10 protein-coding genes are annotated in these 15857 nt (G+C 67.2%); 7 read left to right on the top strand and 3 right to left on the bottom strand.

Annotated elements, in window-relative coordinates; genetic code table 11:
* Positions 1-255 precede the first annotated feature (255 nt).
* From E1261_RS08460 to E1261_RS08440, 5 genes are all read left to right on the top strand, one after another.
* A complete protein-coding gene (locus E1261_RS08460; protein ID WP_132404501.1) occupies positions 256-735 on the top strand; it encodes a pyridoxamine 5'-phosphate oxidase family protein in 480 nt (159 codons plus the stop codon).
* Entirely contained in the window at positions 732-1379 is a 648-nt protein-coding gene (locus tag E1261_RS08455; protein ID WP_132404499.1) for a DsbA family oxidoreductase, read from the top strand. Before E1261_RS08460 ends, E1261_RS08455 begins: the two co-directional genes overlap by 4 nt.
* Positions 1376-2080 (top strand): MBL fold metallo-hydrolase, encoded by a 705-nt coding sequence (locus E1261_RS08450; RefSeq protein ID WP_165952423.1) that lies wholly within the window; start codon positions 1376-1378, stop codon positions 2078-2080. Before E1261_RS08455 ends, E1261_RS08450 begins: the two co-directional genes overlap by 4 nt.
* Positions 2081-2230: 150 nt before the next feature.
* Complete coding sequence (locus E1261_RS08445; RefSeq protein WP_132404495.1) at positions 2231-2554, top strand: hypothetical protein; 324 nt, start codon at positions 2231-2233, stop codon at positions 2552-2554.
* 168 nt (positions 2555-2722) lie between these two features.
* On the top strand, positions 2723-3607 hold the full coding sequence (locus E1261_RS08440) for a bile acid:sodium symporter family protein (protein ID WP_132404493.1): 885 nt from the start codon (positions 2723-2725) through the stop codon (positions 3605-3607).
* Here E1261_RS08440 and E1261_RS08435 read toward each other — a convergent pair.
* Together E1261_RS08435 and E1261_RS08430 are read right to left on the bottom strand one after the other, a co-directional pair.
* Positions 3596-3889 (bottom strand): hypothetical protein, encoded by a 294-nt coding sequence (locus E1261_RS08435; protein ID WP_132404492.1) that lies wholly within the window; start codon positions 3887-3889, stop codon positions 3596-3598. The genes E1261_RS08440 and E1261_RS08435 overlap by 12 nt on opposite strands.
* Positions 3890-3897: 8 nt before the next feature.
* Positions 3898-10200 (bottom strand): RHS repeat domain-containing protein, encoded by a 6303-nt coding sequence (locus tag E1261_RS08430; RefSeq protein WP_132404490.1) that lies wholly within the window; start codon positions 10198-10200, stop codon positions 3898-3900.
* Positions 10201-10425: 225 nt separating this feature from the next.
* Between E1261_RS08430 and E1261_RS08425 the strand changes: the two genes are divergently transcribed.
* Positions 10426-14448 carry an RICIN domain-containing protein gene (locus E1261_RS08425; protein WP_165952422.1) on the top strand — a complete coding sequence of 1341 codons (4023 nt, stop codon included), beginning with the start codon at positions 10426-10428 and terminating at the stop codon, positions 14446-14448.
* A gap of 55 nt (positions 14449-14503) precedes the next feature.
* Here E1261_RS08425 and E1261_RS08420 read toward each other — a convergent pair whose 3' ends face one another.
* Positions 14504-15064: a peptidoglycan-binding domain-containing protein gene (locus E1261_RS08420; protein ID WP_132404486.1), complete on the bottom strand. Its 561-nt coding sequence runs from the start codon at positions 15062-15064 to the stop codon at positions 14504-14506.
* A 137-nt stretch (positions 15065-15201) separates the two neighbouring features.
* On the opposite strand from E1261_RS08420, the gene E1261_RS08415 reads away from it, so the two are divergent.
* Positions 15202-15765, top strand: a complete 564-nt coding sequence (locus E1261_RS08415; protein ID WP_132404484.1) for a hypothetical protein — start codon at positions 15202-15204, stop codon at positions 15763-15765.
* The last annotated feature ends 92 nt before the right edge of the window (positions 15766-15857 follow it).

Raw genomic sequence — 15857 nt, 5'->3', positions numbered from 1 at the left:
TCAGACATGTCCGGCGGCAACAAGAAACCCTGACCACGATCAACCGGCCGATACCCATTCGCCACACCCAATAATCGAACACCTACCGGGTTATACGCACCAGCCACGCCGATTCTGCAACAGCCTCTATTTGGCAGTGGGACTCCGTGGATCGGTGGGTGTGCGGTGCCGCGGGCGGCTGCGTCCGAGTGGACGGTCGCACGGGTAGGCGTGCGGGTCTTGAGAAAGCGGACTGCGGTCCGTTAAGGTCTGGGTATGGATATTCGGGCGGGACTTGAGCGGGTTCGGGCGCTTGGGCGGCAGGACTTTTGGCTGGCGGTGCTGGTGACGCAGCGGCGGTCGGGCGAGCCGGCGGCTTCGGTGGTGAATGCCGGGGTGGTGGATCATCCGTTGACCGGGGAGCCGGTGGTGGCGTTCGTTGCGCGTGGGCGGACTGCGAAGTTGGCCAATCTGCGGCGGAATCCGCGGGCCACGCTGGTGTTTCGGGCTGGGTGGGATTGGACCGGGGTGACCGGGCCAGTCGAGCTGGCCGGGCCGGATGACGAACTGCCGGGGCTCGATGCGGAGGCGCTGCGGGTGGTGTTGCGCGACATCTACCACGCGGCTGGTGGGGAGCATCCGGATCTGGATGAATACGACCGGGCGATGGCTGAAGACCGTCGTACGGCGGTCTTCGTCCGGCCCGAGCATTTCAGCAGCAACCCTCCGGGGACTGACCATGAGGAGGGCGAGTGAACGCGATCCAGGTCTGGTCGGATTTGTTGTGCCCGTTCGCTCATGTGGCGATCCATCGGCTCCGGGTGGCGCGGGAGCAGCTCGGGGTTGACGTGGTGCTGGACCATCACACGTTCGCGCTCGAGCTGTTCAACGGGCCGCACCCCCGCCCCGGGACGGACAGCGAGGCGGTTGGTCTGGGGCAGTTGGAACCGGCCGCCGGCTTCCGGTTGTGGTCGCAGCCGGACTGGGCTTACCCGTCGACGGTGTTGCTCGCGGCCGAGGCCGTACATGCGGCCAAGGAGCAGGGAGCGAAGGAGTCCGAGGAGCTGGATCACGCGCTACGCAAGGCGTTCTGGTTCGAATCCCGGTCGATCGCGCATCGGCAAGTGATCCTCGATGTGGCCACCGAGACCGGTATCGACGCCATCGCCTTGGCTGCTGCTCTCGACGACGGCCGGGCCCGGTCGATCATGATGGCCGACCACGCAGTTGCAGTCACCGATGCGATCCAGGGCAGCCCGCAGTTCGTCCTGCCTGATGGTTCCAGCGTTCACAACCCGGGGATCAGCGTCCGCTGGGAAGGCCCATTCGCCGCGGGCTACCCGATCGCCGCGAACACCGACCCGGGATGGGCCGAGCGACTTCTCAAGCAGGCCTCGTGATCCGGCTCGAACGGTTGGTGGTCGGGTACCTCGACACGAACTGCTGGATCATCGCGCCAGACCTTCCGGGCCGACCACCAGCGTTGATCGTCGACCCCGGTGACGACCCGGACTACCTGGCCGCGGCTGCGGCGTCGTACGAGGTCGTCGGTGTGCTGCTCACGCACGCGCACGCCGACCACGTGCTGGCTCTGACCGCCCTTGCCGAATCGCTCAACGCTCCGATCATCGGCCACCCCGCCGAACGCGAGGTCTGGGCCGCCGAGCTGGACCACCTGAAGCGGCACGGTTACCTGGATGCCGGCACCGCCACCGCCGGCCTCGTCGCCAACGGCCAAGCCCCACGCCCAACCCCCGGCATCCCACTCTGGGACGGCCACCTCGACCAAGAGATCACCACGCCCACCACAATCTCGCTCGGCCCACTCGACGTCCAGATCATCCCGACCCCAGGCCACTCCCCCGGCAGCCTCTCCCTGTACGCCGACGGCCACCTCTTCACCGGCGACACCCTCTTCCCCGGCGGTCCCGGCCTGACCAGCCCCGACTACCCCCTGACCGACTTCCCCGCCATCATGCAGTCGGTCCGCACCCTCCTCACCCATCCACCCGAAACCACCATCCACCCCGGCCACGGCCCCGACACCACAGTCGGAACCGAACTCCCGTACGTCGAAACCTGGCAGACGCGCGGGTGGTGATGGTTGCGTGAAGCAACGACTCCGGTTGGCTGGGTAACACACCGACGGGGCCAACCTCCGGCCCTTACGGCACAGGTCGAAACCCTCGAATGCCGCTCCGGCACCGCCTACGTTTTCGGGGCAATGGACGCCAGCTCGAAGGGGAACGATATGAAGAAGAACATCGCCCGTACGGTCACCGCGGTCATCATCGGCGCGACGGCGCTGCTGGGCGCTACCGCGGGACCGGCGGCCGCCGACCCGCCGTGCTACAGCGGCGAGGTCTGCACGTACTACCAGGGTGCACTCGTCTCCAAGAACGGCCCGATGTACCCGGGTCAGTGTCACTTCGTCTCTCACACGTTCGACTATGTCCGGAACCTGTCCGGAATCCGCCAGACCGCCTACTCCGGCACCAACTGCACGGGCCGCAGCGTCCAGATCGGCTCCGGGCAAGGCGCGGGCGTCAACCTCTTCTGGAGCATCGGCTACTGAGCCACAGCTGAACACCGACGCGCCCGGCCGCACCGGCTGGGCGCGTTGGTGCGCCCAGCCAGGGTGCTCGGCCAGTGCGCTCAGCCGTCGCGGCGTCTGGACGGGACGGCTCGGGTGGGGGAACCTGGGCTCCCGGCTGTCGCCGGTTCAGGAACGGGAGCTCACGCCATGACGGATTCTGTGCTTACTTCGGTGCTGTTGCCGATCGCGTTGGCGATCATCATGTTCGGGCTGGGGTTGAGCCTGACCACCGGGGACTTCGCGCGGGTGGCGCGGATGCCGAAGGCCGTACTGGTTGCGCTCGGCACTCAAGTTGTCCTGTTGCCGGTGATCTGCCTGGGGCTGGTGGAGGTGTTCGGGCTGGCGCCGGCATTGGCGGTGGGGATGATGTTGCTGGTCGCCTCGCCCGGCGGTACGACGGCCAATCTGTTCAGCCATCTGGCCGGGGGCGATGTCGCGCTCAACGTGACGCTGACCGCGGTCAACTCGGTGCTCGCGGTGATCACGCTGCCGATCGTGGTGAACCTGTCGGTGGCGCACTTCATGGACGGGTCCGGGCAGCTCGGGTTGCAGCCGGCGAAGATGCTGCAGGTGTTCGCGATCGTGCTCGTGCCGGTCGCCCTCGGCATGCTGGTCCGGAACCGCAAGCCCGGCTTCGCGGACCGGATGGAGCGTCCGGTCAAGATCGGTTCCGCGCTGGTGCTCGCGCTGGTGATCTTCGCGGCGATCTACACCGAGCGCGACAACTTCCTCGACTACCTGGCCGCGGTCGGCCTGATCGCGCTGCTGCTCAACATCATCAGCCTCGCCCTCGGGTACGCCCTACCGCGGGCCGCCCGGCTCGGTGAGCGCCAGGCCATCGCGTGCTCGATGGAGATCGGCATCCACAACGCCACCCTGGCACTCACCATTGCTCTCAGCCCCTCGCTGCTCAACAACAGCGAGATGGCAACACCGGTTGCTGTCTACGGCATCGTGATGTTCTTCCCGACCGCACTGGTCGCCTACCTGCTCAGCCGCCGTACGGCGAAAGCCCAGGCCCTAACCCAGTAGCCAGTCGAACGACCCGGCCTTCGCGAGGCGGGCCACAGCCGCCTCGGCGGTTTCCCGGGTGAGGTGCTCGACCATGATGACGTTGGCCTCGTACAGGACCACACCGCCTTCGGTCCCGCGCTCGGCGTCCTGGCCGATCCGCACCGGGTCGTACACGACGACCGGGAACTCCCGGTCGCCGTGCACCAGTCGGCCACCCAGCACGCCACGGTCCGTCACCTCGGCCCAGTCGAAATCATCGAAATCGTCCGGGGCCACAAACCGCCAGCCTGCTTGGGTCATCGTGTCTCCTACGGTCGGTACGGGGTCAGCACGATGTTATTGAGGAGGTTCTGGAAAGTCTCCTTCGTCATCTGCTCACCTGCGTTCGGCATGATTTCGTAGTGCGTCGGGTTCCGGCCGGTCTGCATGATCCGCAGCCTGGGGCTGATCGTGTCCTTGTTGACCGTCCAGGGCACGAAGCCCTTCGCGGCGAGGCTCGCGGCATCGGTGTCGGTCGAGGGCCCGGCGTTGGTCTTCACGAAGTCGGTGCCGTCCTGCAGCTTCGCCTCGCCCTCTTTCAGCTTCCACGGGTCCGTGTCGCCCGGCCTGACCCCACGGTAGAGCGGCGTGTCCTTGTCCGGTCCGTCGCCGAGCCTGCGCGGCGTCTGCTGCGGACCCTTCTTCTTCTTTTGCTGTTGCTGCCGATCCTGGTCCACGGGTCCGGGACGGGGCTTGGGCGGCTTGGGCTTGACGGCCGGGGGACGGGGTTTGGGTCTGACCTGGGTGTTCTTGCCGCCGCCGTCGCGCCGGGCGGTGTTCCTGGGCTGCCGCTTGTCCGGGTAGTGCTTGACGATCGTCCGGTAGATGATCTTCGCCTTCACGATCAGGTAGGCGACGAGCACCGTGATCAGCTTCCACAGCGTCACGATCGTGGTCACGACGACCTTGACGAGTTTGACCACCTGTTTCCACGCCCAGCTCAGGACGTCCCAGATGTTCTCGACCTTCTCGCGCCACTCGATCGTCTGGACTTCCTGCTGGTACGACTGCAGGTACATCTGCAGCATGTACGCGATGATGAACACGATGACCAGCACCGGGATCACGACGACCACAGCGAGGTCGCCGCTGGAGTCGTTGTAGCTGACCGGGTTGTGGTTGGCGTAGCCGTACCCGTTCATCTGCCGTGGATCGGCGGTGTCGAGCACCGCGTCGACCGAGATGAATCTGCCGATGCTCTTGTCGTACAGCCGGGATCCCAGCTGGACCAGCCCGGTCTCCGCGTCGCTGGTGCCACCGTGGAAGTCGCGCTGTCCCGGCCAGTCCGTCGGCGCCGTGCCGCGGGTGTCGCCGTACGGCATCGTCCGGCGTTTCTGCACGACCTGCGTGGCCGAGTCGATCGCGGTGTGCGGCGTTCCTTGCAGATCGCTGATGAGCCAGCTCAGCTTCGCGCCGGAGCGGACGGCGACCGTTCGGTCCCCGAACGCGTAGTACCGCGTCCCGGTCACGGTCTGACCGGACTTGTCGAGGTGCAACTCGGTCTCTCCGACGTACAGCGTCGTCCCGGTCGAGTCGCGACGGATCAGCCGCTTCCCGTCCGCGTCGTACACCGCGGCCGTCGAGGCCGTGCCCTTGGTGGTACCGGTCAGCCGGTTCTCGGCGTCCCAGCTGAGGACTTCGTCCTTGCCGTCAGCCGTGCGCCGGGTCGTGTTGCCGACCTCGTCGTACCCGTAGGTCTTGGTCTTGGTCCCGGTTGGGCCGGTCGTGGTGACGCCGGTCAGCGCATGCGGCTTCGCGCTGCCGTATTCATAGGTGCTCGTCGTGGTCCCGGCAGGTGTGGTCGTCTTCTCCGACTTGCGGTTACCCGCCGCGTCGAACTCCCACTGCTGCCAGTACGCCGCCGGCCCGCCGAGGTTCGCCGCGCTCGGTGCGGCCGCGCAGTCGCCGGCTGCGTTGTCCTGACCCGGTTTCGGCGTCCACGCCTGGGTCAGCCGGCTCAGGTAGTCGTAGTCGAAGCACTGGGTGTCAGTGGCCTCGTTCGACGCCGCCGGGGCGATGTCGGTGATCTTCTTGATGTTGCCGCCCGGGTCGTACTCGTACCGGGTGTCCGAGACCCGCTGCGGCGACAGCTCCTTGTCGACCACGACCCGGCTCACCCGGCGGGTGATCTGGTCGTACTCGAACTTCTGCTGCACGAACGGACCAGATGCTGTGCCCAGGGTCAGTACGTCGGCATCCTCGAACGGCGTGTAGGTCAGGGCCCGGACGTAGGTGTCCTGGCCGGCCATCGAGATCGGCATGCCCTGGTTGTTGTAGCCGTAGTTGATCGTCTCGGCCCCGAGCCCACCGGCCGCCGGGAGTGACCGGGTGGCCACGCTGCCCTCGTCGGTGTAGGTCTGACCGATCGTGTACGTGCCGGCCAGCTTGCCCTCGGACGCGGGCAAGGTCAGCGTCGTGCCCTTGGCCTGCCCGGACGCGTCGTACCCGGTGATCGCGGTCGTGTACGCCTCGGTCTTGCCGTCCTTGACGACGTAGCGCGTCGAGGACGTCGTCCGCCCCGCCGCGAGCGTGTCGTACTCCCACTTGGTCTGCAGCGGACCGTCCGGACCGTTCAGCCGGGTTTCGGTCTTCCGGCCGACGGAGTCGTAGCTGTTGTGCAGCTTCACGCCGCGGGCGTCCGTGGTCGACACCAGCTGGTCGGCGGCGTCGTACTCGAACTTGCTGATGCCCTTGTCCGGGTCGTTCTCCTCGATCTTGCGGCCCTGGACGTCGTACTTGTAGCTCCAGACGCTGCCGGCCGGATCGGTGACCGACTTCAGGTCACCGGTCGGCCAGTAGGCGTACTTGGTGCTGTCGTACGTCCCCGTCGTACCGGCGCCGTGGTACTGGCGCAGCTCGGTCAGCTGGCCTTCGGCGTTGCTGATCCGGGTCACCGGCGTCTCGCCGGCCGGCGGGTCGATGCTCTGCCTGCCGGTGGCGATGTCGTGCTCGATCGCCCACTTCTCCACGCCCATCGACTTGAACAGCTGCCGCTTGGGCCGCTCGGCCTCGTCGTAGACCGTCACCTCCTGCTTGGGCAGGGTGGCCTCGTCAACGAGCTTGAGCTCGCCCTCGGCCAGGGTCGCGGTGTAGTACGGACCGTTGACCTTGGTCTCGAGACCCCGCGAGTCGTACCGGGTGTCGGTCACCAGCCAGCCGCCACGCGGCGACTGCTCGTGCGTCTGCCGGACCCGGCCGAGGCCGTCGAACAGCTCGTAGCTGACGTCGTACGTGCCGCTCTTGACCCGGCGTTTGGTGACGACCGACGACGGTCCGTCGTCGCGGATGTTGTACGTCATCTCGAGGTCGGCCGGCCCGGTCGGTGCGTGTCCGGCATCCCACGTCTTGGTGACGCGCCCGACGGCGTCGAGCTGGCGGACGCCGCGGCGTCCGTCGGCCGCCTGGACGACGGTCTGGATGCCGAACGCCGGCTCGATCTCCCCGGACACCTGCTGGCCGTTGTGAGCCGTGTCGGTGACCTTCGTGAGTGGCCCGTACGCCGGGCTGTAGTCCCGTCGTGTGGTCCGGTTCAGCGCATCCGTGGTCTCGGTCTGCCGGCCCCGCGAGTCGTACTTCGCACTGAAGGTCAGCTCGTACGTCGGCGCACCGGCCGCGTCGAACCCCGACAGCCGCTCGGCCCGGGTGACCTGCCCAACGGTCGGAGCAGCGGTCGGCGAAGTGGCGCCGTCGTAGAACAACCGCTCGTCCATCAGTACGTCGGCGTTGGTGAACGGCTGGTCGCAGCGCTTCCCGACCTGTTGCATCCGGGCGGGGAGCTCGCGCAGGTTCTTCGCCGCGTTCTCGACGTAGGTGTACCGCATGCAGGAGTCGTCCGCCGTGGTGCTGAGGTCGCCGGCCTCGTCCTTGCTCAGCAGGCGGCCGCCTGCGTCGTAGTTGTTCTGGGTGTCGATCTTCACCGCGCCGGTGCCGGTCGGCTGGTACTGCGTGAGTTGCTTCTGACCCGAGTAGCGCGAGGTCAGCGTTCCCCACGGCCGGGTCATGGTCGCGGTCGGAGCGGACAGGTAGTAGTCCGCGATGCTCTTGTTGACGACCTCCGCGCCCTTGTACACGATCTGCTCACGGGACTGGCCGGCGAACTCGTTGACGTCTTCCACCGCGGTACCGGTGGAGTCGGTGATCTTGACGTCCTTGGTGCCGCCGGCGGCCGTCCGATCACCGTCCAGGCCGCGGAAGTACAGCGTCTCGTTGGCGGACCGCGGTTCGTCGGCACGCCCCTTGAGCACCTTGACGCGGCCGAAGCCACGCCACTGCGACCAGGTCGACTCCTTCAGGTCGGTCCCGGCGTCCTGCTCCTCGAAACGCCACGCCGGCTTGTCGAGGTACTCCACGCTGGTCACGACCGGTACCGGCGCCTGCCACGGGTCGCTGGCCGAGACGGTCCGATCGGTCTGCTGGACCGACTGTACGACGTACTTGTGGAACCAGTCGGTGCGGTCGGGTGAGGTGTCGAGCAGCGACCACTTCTGCGGTCGGCAGCGCCGGTCGTTGTTGTCCGGTTCCGGCAGACCTGTTGGCAGACAGTCGATCGGGCCGTAGTTGACCGCGATGTCGCCACCGGTGCCGCCGTGTACGGCGTTGATCCGGAACCACTCGAGTGGCGGAACGGTGTCGCTGCCGGTGTCGACGCGGTTGGCCAGCGGGATGCCGTCGAAGCTCGTCGTGGGCATCTGGATCGGCGTACCGACCAGACCGGTCGGGCTGATCTCCTTCAGCCACAGGGCCGGACTGCTGTTGTCACCGCGCAGGTACTCCTGCCGCAGCGACCACGAATGCACGTCCTCGTGCTTGCTCGTCGCGGCCCGCCACACCTGGGTCGTCACCTTGTCCAGCCGGAGCTGGGTCCAGAACGTCGGCGTGTAGTGGTTCTCGCAGTTCGTGGTGCTCGCGCAGGTCAGGTCCCACGGAGTGTCCGGGTACAACGTCTTCTGCGTCGGTCCACACGGCAACGGCGTACAACGCTCGGCCGTCGTGTACTGGACCTGGCCGATCGGCTTCTGGGTGAACACCTGGCCATCGGTCTGGCCGTACTCGATCCGCTTGATGTTGCCGGCGCGGACGTAGGTGCTGACCGAGGCCTTGGCGAGGTTGCGGGCGTAGCGGTCGATCTCGGTGTTGTAGAACGTGCTCATCGTGTTGCCGTTGCGGTCGACGACGTAGTCCAGGTTCCAGGCGTAGGCCTGCTGGCACCACGAGTCGGCGAACGCGGTCTTGTTGCACTGCTCACCGCTGTGGTTGCCGTAGACGGGCACGGTGAAGGCCGACTTGGTCTCCTCCTTGCCGGTCGCCCAGCCAGGCAGCCGGTTCAGGCCGAAGTAGTACTTCGTCCCGTCCTTCGCCGTCATCCGCCAGTACTCGCCCTTGTCGGCGGCGGCGACACCGTCGTCGCCGTTGGTCGCGCCGCTGAGCCGCTCGACGATCGAGCCGTCGTCGCCGCGCATCCGCCAGACCTCGCCGGTGGCGTCCTTCTTGGCCAGGACCAGGTCACCGGACTTGCCGTTGATCGAGATGTTCAGGCTGTCGCCGCGGAAGCAGAGGTCGCCGGTCTTGCGGGTGCCGTTGTTGCCACCGAGGTCCTTGGAGCAGGTCTTGTAGCGGCGCTCGATCGAGCCGCCGCCCATCAGGCTGAAGCCCTGACCGATGACCGAGGTCTGGTTGTTGGTGGACGACGACAGTCCGTCGAGCGCGCCGGAGGAGTAGCTCAGACCGGTGCCGGGCTCGGGACCGCCGGACGCCGGCGGGGCATCGAACGGCAGCTGCCACTCGAAGTCACCGGACGAACCGCCGATACTCCAGGTCGAGGCGCCGTCGCCGATGCCGGACTTCTTGTAGTCGCCGGCGCCGCTGGACTCACCGGCCGCGACCATCAAGGTCTGCGGCTGCGCACCGACCGGTACGTCGGCGATCACGTCGCCGTTGCCGTTGTTCCGGGTCGGCAGTACGACGGTCTTGCCGTCCTGCTGGGTGGTGAAGCGCAACCGGGTGGCCCAGTCGCCACCGTACGTGTCGCGGAACTCGCGGTAATCGACGCCGACAGTCACCTGGCCGGACTTCGCCGTACCGTCGGCGCGGGTGACCTTCAGCTCGAGCGCGTCATCGCGCCGGCCAACCAGGTCGACCTTGACCTTGGCCGGTGCGCTGGTTGCACCCTTGGCCAGGACTTCACGTGCGGTCGCGGCGGTCGGCGCGACCCAGACCGGCAGCTGACCGGCCTTCGCGCGCGCGTTGACGCGGCCGCCGTTGAGGGCGAGCTGCCAGGTGCCGTTCGCAGCCGGCGCCGGTACGGCGACCTCGGCGGAACCGGCGGACGGCCAGCGGGTGGCCGCCGTACCGTGGAACTCGCGATCGGCGGTCTTCGGCGCGGGCCGGGGAACGGCTTTCGCGGTGCGACCGTCGATGGATTCATATTCGGTGGCCTTGAACGCGGGATCGGGCCGGGTTGCGGCTGCCGCGGTCAGGCCTTGCTGCTGGGTGGTCAGGATCAGCGTGACAGCCAGTCCGGCGGCGATCGCCGAATTGGCAACGAGTCTCGAGCGGAACCGTCGAGAGGGCATGGGCGGGCCTCCTGGGTAGACGCGAACACCTTGCCGCCTGCGCACGCTCCGTCACCAGGTAAGAAGTGGACAACTTCCGGAACTGGCCAGTACCTAACGCGCCGGACCCGTCGCGCGTCAACGAGGAACATGACAGGGTCTTCTTCGTCCGGCGGAGAACTCTGATGTGAGGGTGGTGGGGGGATGCGTCGGCGACGCTTGTCCTTAGGTCTTGTGGCAGCTGCAGTGGCTGCTTTGCTGGTTCCTGGTCCGGCTGAGCCGGTGAAGGCCGCGGCCGTTGAGGCTCCGGCGATGATGGATCCGGAGCTGGCCTCACCGGACGCGCGCGCGATGGCGACCGCGCTCCGGACCGGGCAGCCGGTCGAGTTGACCGACCAGCGCACCGAGACCGGTCAGGTGTACGCGAACCCTGACGGCACCAAGACCATGGAGCAGCACAGCCAGCCGGTCCGGGTCCGCAAGGGCCGCGACTGGGTTGCGCCCGACCCGTCGCTGCGGCTCGAGGCCGACGGTCTGATCCGTCCGGTCGCCACGATCTCGCCGCTGGTGCTGTCCGGCGGCGGCGATCAGAACCTGGTGTCGATCGGCAAGCCGGGTTCGCAGATCCGGCTGGGCTGGCCGGCCACGCTCCCGAAGCCCGTGCTGAGTGGGAACATCGCGACGTACCCCTCGGTGATGCCTGGCGTGGACCTGCAGATCACTGCCGAGGTCGACCGGTTCTCGCAGCTGCTCGTGGTGCATACCCCGGAGGCCGCTGCCAATCCTGCCCTTGCCACGTTGAGCTTTCCGGTCAGTGCCGACGGTCTGACCCTTAAGGTCAATCCGGATGGCACCACGTCGGGGACCGACAAGAACGGCAAGCTCGTCTACACCACCGACCGGCCGGCCATGTGGGACGCGTCGAGTGTGGAGAAGCCGCGGTTCGCCAAGCTGGCCATTCGGCACGAACGCGGCCGCTTCATCGTCACGCCGGACCGCAAGATGCTGACCGATCCGACGGCGAAGTACCCGCTGTCCATCGACCCGTCCATCTCCGGTACGTCGATCAACTGGCTGCACATCAACAAGGAGTCCAGCCAGGCCGACGGCTGGACGTACGACCGGGCCAGCAGCACCAGCGACCCCCTTCGGGCGAAGGTCGGACCGCGGTACGGCGAGCCGGCCAACGTGTACCGGTCGATGTTCCTGATGCGGACCACCAGCGGCGCCCAGGCGATCGCCGGCAGCACGATCCTGAGTGCGCAGTTCCGGATCACGCTGGACTGGAGTTCGTCGGGAACCGCCAAGCCGGTCGGGCTGTGGCACATCACGGACCTGGACACCGCGAACAAGAACCTCAACTGGGGCACCACCAGCCCGACGTACTGGAAGACCTTGCTGGACACGCGCAGCGGTGCGGCGTGGCCGGAGGAGAAGTCCCTGCCGATGGAGTTCGGCGAACCCGATGTCTCCACCGCACTGCGCACTGTGGTGCAGAACGTGGCCAACGCGCGGAAGCCCACCCTGTCGCTCGGGCTGCGGTCGCCGAACGAGGGCACCACCACGGAAGCGCAGTACCACTGGAAGAAATTCATCCCGAGCTCGGCCGTGCTCGCGGTCAGGTACAACACCGCGCCGAAGATGCCGAAGGGACTCAGCCTGACCCGGCCGCGCCCGTGTGGTACGGCGGCCGCGCCGACGCCGGTGTTGACCGGGCAGCCGCAGTGGGCCTCGGTCGCGGACGACCCGGACCTCGGCGACAACGTCACAACCACCTTGCAGATCAAGGATCCGGCCGGTGCGGTCGTGCACGAGAGTGCCGTCGGACCGACGGTCAGTGGTGCGGCTTTCGCCTGGCCGGAAACGCCGGCGGGCAAGCTGAGCAACGGTGTTGTGTACAGCTACTCGGCCTTCACCAAGGACGCCGCGAACGCGACCAGCCCGACGACTCCGGCCTGCTACTTCGTGATCGATACGTCGGCCCCCGCCGTACCGCGGATCGAGTCGGTGGACTTCCCCGATGCCGGTGATCCGGTGACCGAGGCGCGCAAGGTCGGGAAGGTGACGTTCAAACCTGCTGGCGGTGAGACCGACGTCGACGAGTACGTGTACGGGTTCCAGGCCGATGCGCTGATCAGCCGGGTGAAGGCGGTTGCGGATGGATCCGCGACGATCCCGATCACCGTCCATCCCGATCCGGTGACCGGCGTACCGGCCTCGCGGCTGTATGTGCGCGCGGTCGACCGCGCCGGCAACAGCAGCGGTATCCGCGAAGCATGGGAGCTGACGGCGAAGTCGCCGACCGGACCGGCTCCGGCAGTGCGTGGTGACAGCAACGGCGATGGCCGGGCCGATGTCACTGCGGTGCTGGACCACGGATTCGGCCGGACGGGAATCTGGAATGTCGTCTCGGCTGGATCAACGTTCTACGCCGGGCAGATGGCGTGGGACACCGGTGAGGGAACGGGATTCTCGCTGGCGAAGGTCAAACCCGTCCAGGGTGACTTCGACGGTGATGGCCGGACTGACATGGCCGTGTTCCGTTCCGGCGCGGGTGGCCGGATGTGGTTGTACAAACTGCCTTCGGACGGGAACGAGTACCAGAACCCGCCTGCGGTGTGGACCACCGAGACCGCGGGCTGGCAGCTGAGCACCGCGCGGGTGGTGGCGGGCGATGTGGACGGCGATGGGAAGGACGACATCGTCGTACAGAACGCGGGTACCGGCGACAACTGGCAGGCGCAGGTCTTCCGGGCCGCCGACGACTTCGCCGTACCGGTGAACTGGGTCGCGGCGACGGCCGGGAACACCTGGTCGCGCAGTGCGCCGCTCATCGCCGACATCGACAAGGACGGCAAGGCCGACCTGCTCAGCGTCCGCAACCTCACCGGCTGCCGGACCTCGATCGACGTCTACCGCTCCACCGGTACGGCGTTCGGCGCGGCGAGCACGATCTACGACTCCGGCGTGGACGGGTTCTGCTGGGACAAGAGCCGGTTCAGCGTGGCCGACCCGGATGGCAACGGCCAGGACGACGTGATCGCGCTGACCGAGAACACACCGACCGACGGCACCGTGGTCGTCTTCAAGTCCGGCGGCACCCAGCTCGTCAAGTCGGACTGGCGCCGCGTGACCGGACTGGAACTGGCCAAGATCACGATGGTCAGCGGTGACTACGACGGCGACAAACTGGAGGACGTCGGACTCCTGTACGCCGCGGCCGACGGCGATCGCGAGGTCTACACGTTGCACTCCACCGGGACCGCGTTCGACGACAAGCTGAAGACCTGGTCGGGCGAGGTCGGGGCGGTGACCGGACCGAAGTTCGACATCGAGCACCGGCAGTACGAGTTGGTGAACAAGAACAGCGGCAAGTGCCTGAATGTCCCGGGCAGCAGCGTTGCCGACAACACCCAGTACATCCAGTTCCGCTGTGTCGGGACCGCGCTGAACGAGCGGTTCCGGCTGATGCCGATCGCGGGCACCGACCAGTACAGCATCCGCCCGGTACACACTGCGGTCGACGCCGGGCCGGTCAAGTGTCTGAGCGCTGCCGGTGGCAGCTCGCAGGACGAGGCGGACGCCGTACAGTCCACTTGCGGTGGGGGTCTGGGTGAGCCGCGTGCCTGGGAGCAGGTGACCTTCGGCTACGTCGACGGCAGCGCTTACGAGACCGTCGTACAGCTGCGATTTGCCCACAGCAACAAGTGTCTCGACGTTGCCGGGGCATCCTTGGACGACAGCGCGCTGATCCAGCAGCAGGAGTGCGGTCAGTCCACCAGCGAGCAGTGGATCCTGCGGCCGGCCTTCAACGCAACGCAGCTGGGCGGCAGCACCGGCGCGACTCGCTATCGGGTGGATACTCCGGTCAGTACGACGACGGTCCTCGAAGTACCGAAGTGTGTGACCGCGGCAAGCACCCAGCTGAAGATGGGCACCTGGTCCAGCACCAGCCTCTGTCAGAAGTGGACCCTGAAGAGTCTCGGCGACGACATGTACAAGATCGTCGACGGCAACTCCAAGACCCCGATGGACATCAAGGGCTGCTCGAAGTTGCCCAGAGCAACCATGATCATCTTCCCGGACAACACCTCCGAGTGCCAGAAGTGGCGGATCGAACCGACCCCCGGCGGCACCTACAGCGTCATCGCCGTCAGCTCCGGCCTCTCCCTCGACGTCGCCAACGCCAGCTCCACCGCCGGCGCCGAGGTGATCAGCTGGTTCTACCACGGTGGCAAGGGCCAACGCTGGGCGTTCAAACCGCAGTAACAGCCGGGCCCGTACCGGCTGCAACCGGTACGGGCCCAAGCGGTTCCCGGCAGCGTCAGCTGCAGGTGCGGTAGTCGTAGCCGGCGATGCGCCAGACGTTGTCGCCGTCCCTGAAGGAGTACTTGCCCTCGGTGTTGCGCACCACGGAGAAGCTGCCGTGATCGCCGTAGTACGTCATCTCGAGCTTCTGCCCCCGGGCCTCGCTACCGCCCGTCTTCTTGAGCTCGTTGTCGGCGCGGCCGAAGGTGCCGCCGCCGACCTCGCCGTCGACAGTCAGCTTCCACCTGGCCTGCAGGTTCCGGGTCGCGTGATCCGTGTTCGCGCCGAACTCACCGTCGACGTCCGCCGCGTCGAACTTGGTGCCGTCCTTCTCCTGGGCGCCCTCGGCCCAGAGGATCTTCTGCCACAGGCACACAGCGTTCGACTCGTTGTGCTCCTGGAACCCGAAGGCCATCGGCCCCTCGTCGCCCCAGTCGCCCACATAGGTGTCGTAGCCACGCACAAAGTTGTCGGACTGCGCGGCGGACGCCGGAGACGCACTCAACGCAAGCGCCCCCACCGCCACCGCGCTGACAACGCCGGCGGCGAAGCGGATCCGTGTTGATCGAATGTTCATGACTCATCCTGTTCTCTCGATGCTGGGATTACAGGGCCCCCGAACAGCCCTTACGTGCCTCAGCATCACCCGCCCGGTCCCGCCAGACCTTGCGCCAACCTTGTGCCGACCTTGCCGGGCAGCTGTACGGTCGGGCGGTGAGATTCTTCAGCCGCCCGGCCGACCCGACCGAAGCCGTCCTCCGCCGCCTCTCGAAACGCCTGCGGTGGTTCCGGCCATCCCTCGCCGATGCCCCCACCCCGAGCGAGCAACTCACCCACCTCGCCCAGCACCGCCTCTGCCCAGCAATCGACCGAGGCGACACGGCCCCGCTGATCACCGCGCTAACCATCACCGAAGACGCCCTGACCGAGTCACCAGACGACGAGCTCGACTCCGCACTCATCCACTTGGTCGAGCTGATCAGCAACTGGGTCTCCTGGCCAGAGACCCCACCCTCGGTCCTGGAGGCGATCGAGTCCTCGATGGGACCGGAGACCCACAACCGCTGGAACCGCATCCGCCGCCAGAGCACCACCGTCGCCGGCTGGCTCGGCGCCGGCAGCGCCCCCGAACGCGAGGCACCGGCGGACTACCGAGAGGTCCAGGACGCCGTCCTCCGATTCCTAGTCCGGTCAAACATGCAGTACGTCGACGAAACCCTCACCATCAGCACCACCGACCGCCTCCGCCACGAACTAGCCACCGGCCAAGGCATGTAGCCCCGCACCTAGCCGGGGGCTTGAACAAGATCTGGTGGGTGCGGACAAGGTATTACCTGTCCAAGCCCACCACGAGGTGTCCGAACCCACCG

Source organism: Kribbella albertanoniae (assembly GCF_004348455.1).
Lineage (GTDB): Bacteria > Actinomycetota > Actinomycetes > Propionibacteriales > Kribbellaceae > Kribbella > Kribbella albertanoniae.
This window is presented reverse-complemented; position numbering and strand designations above follow the sequence as displayed.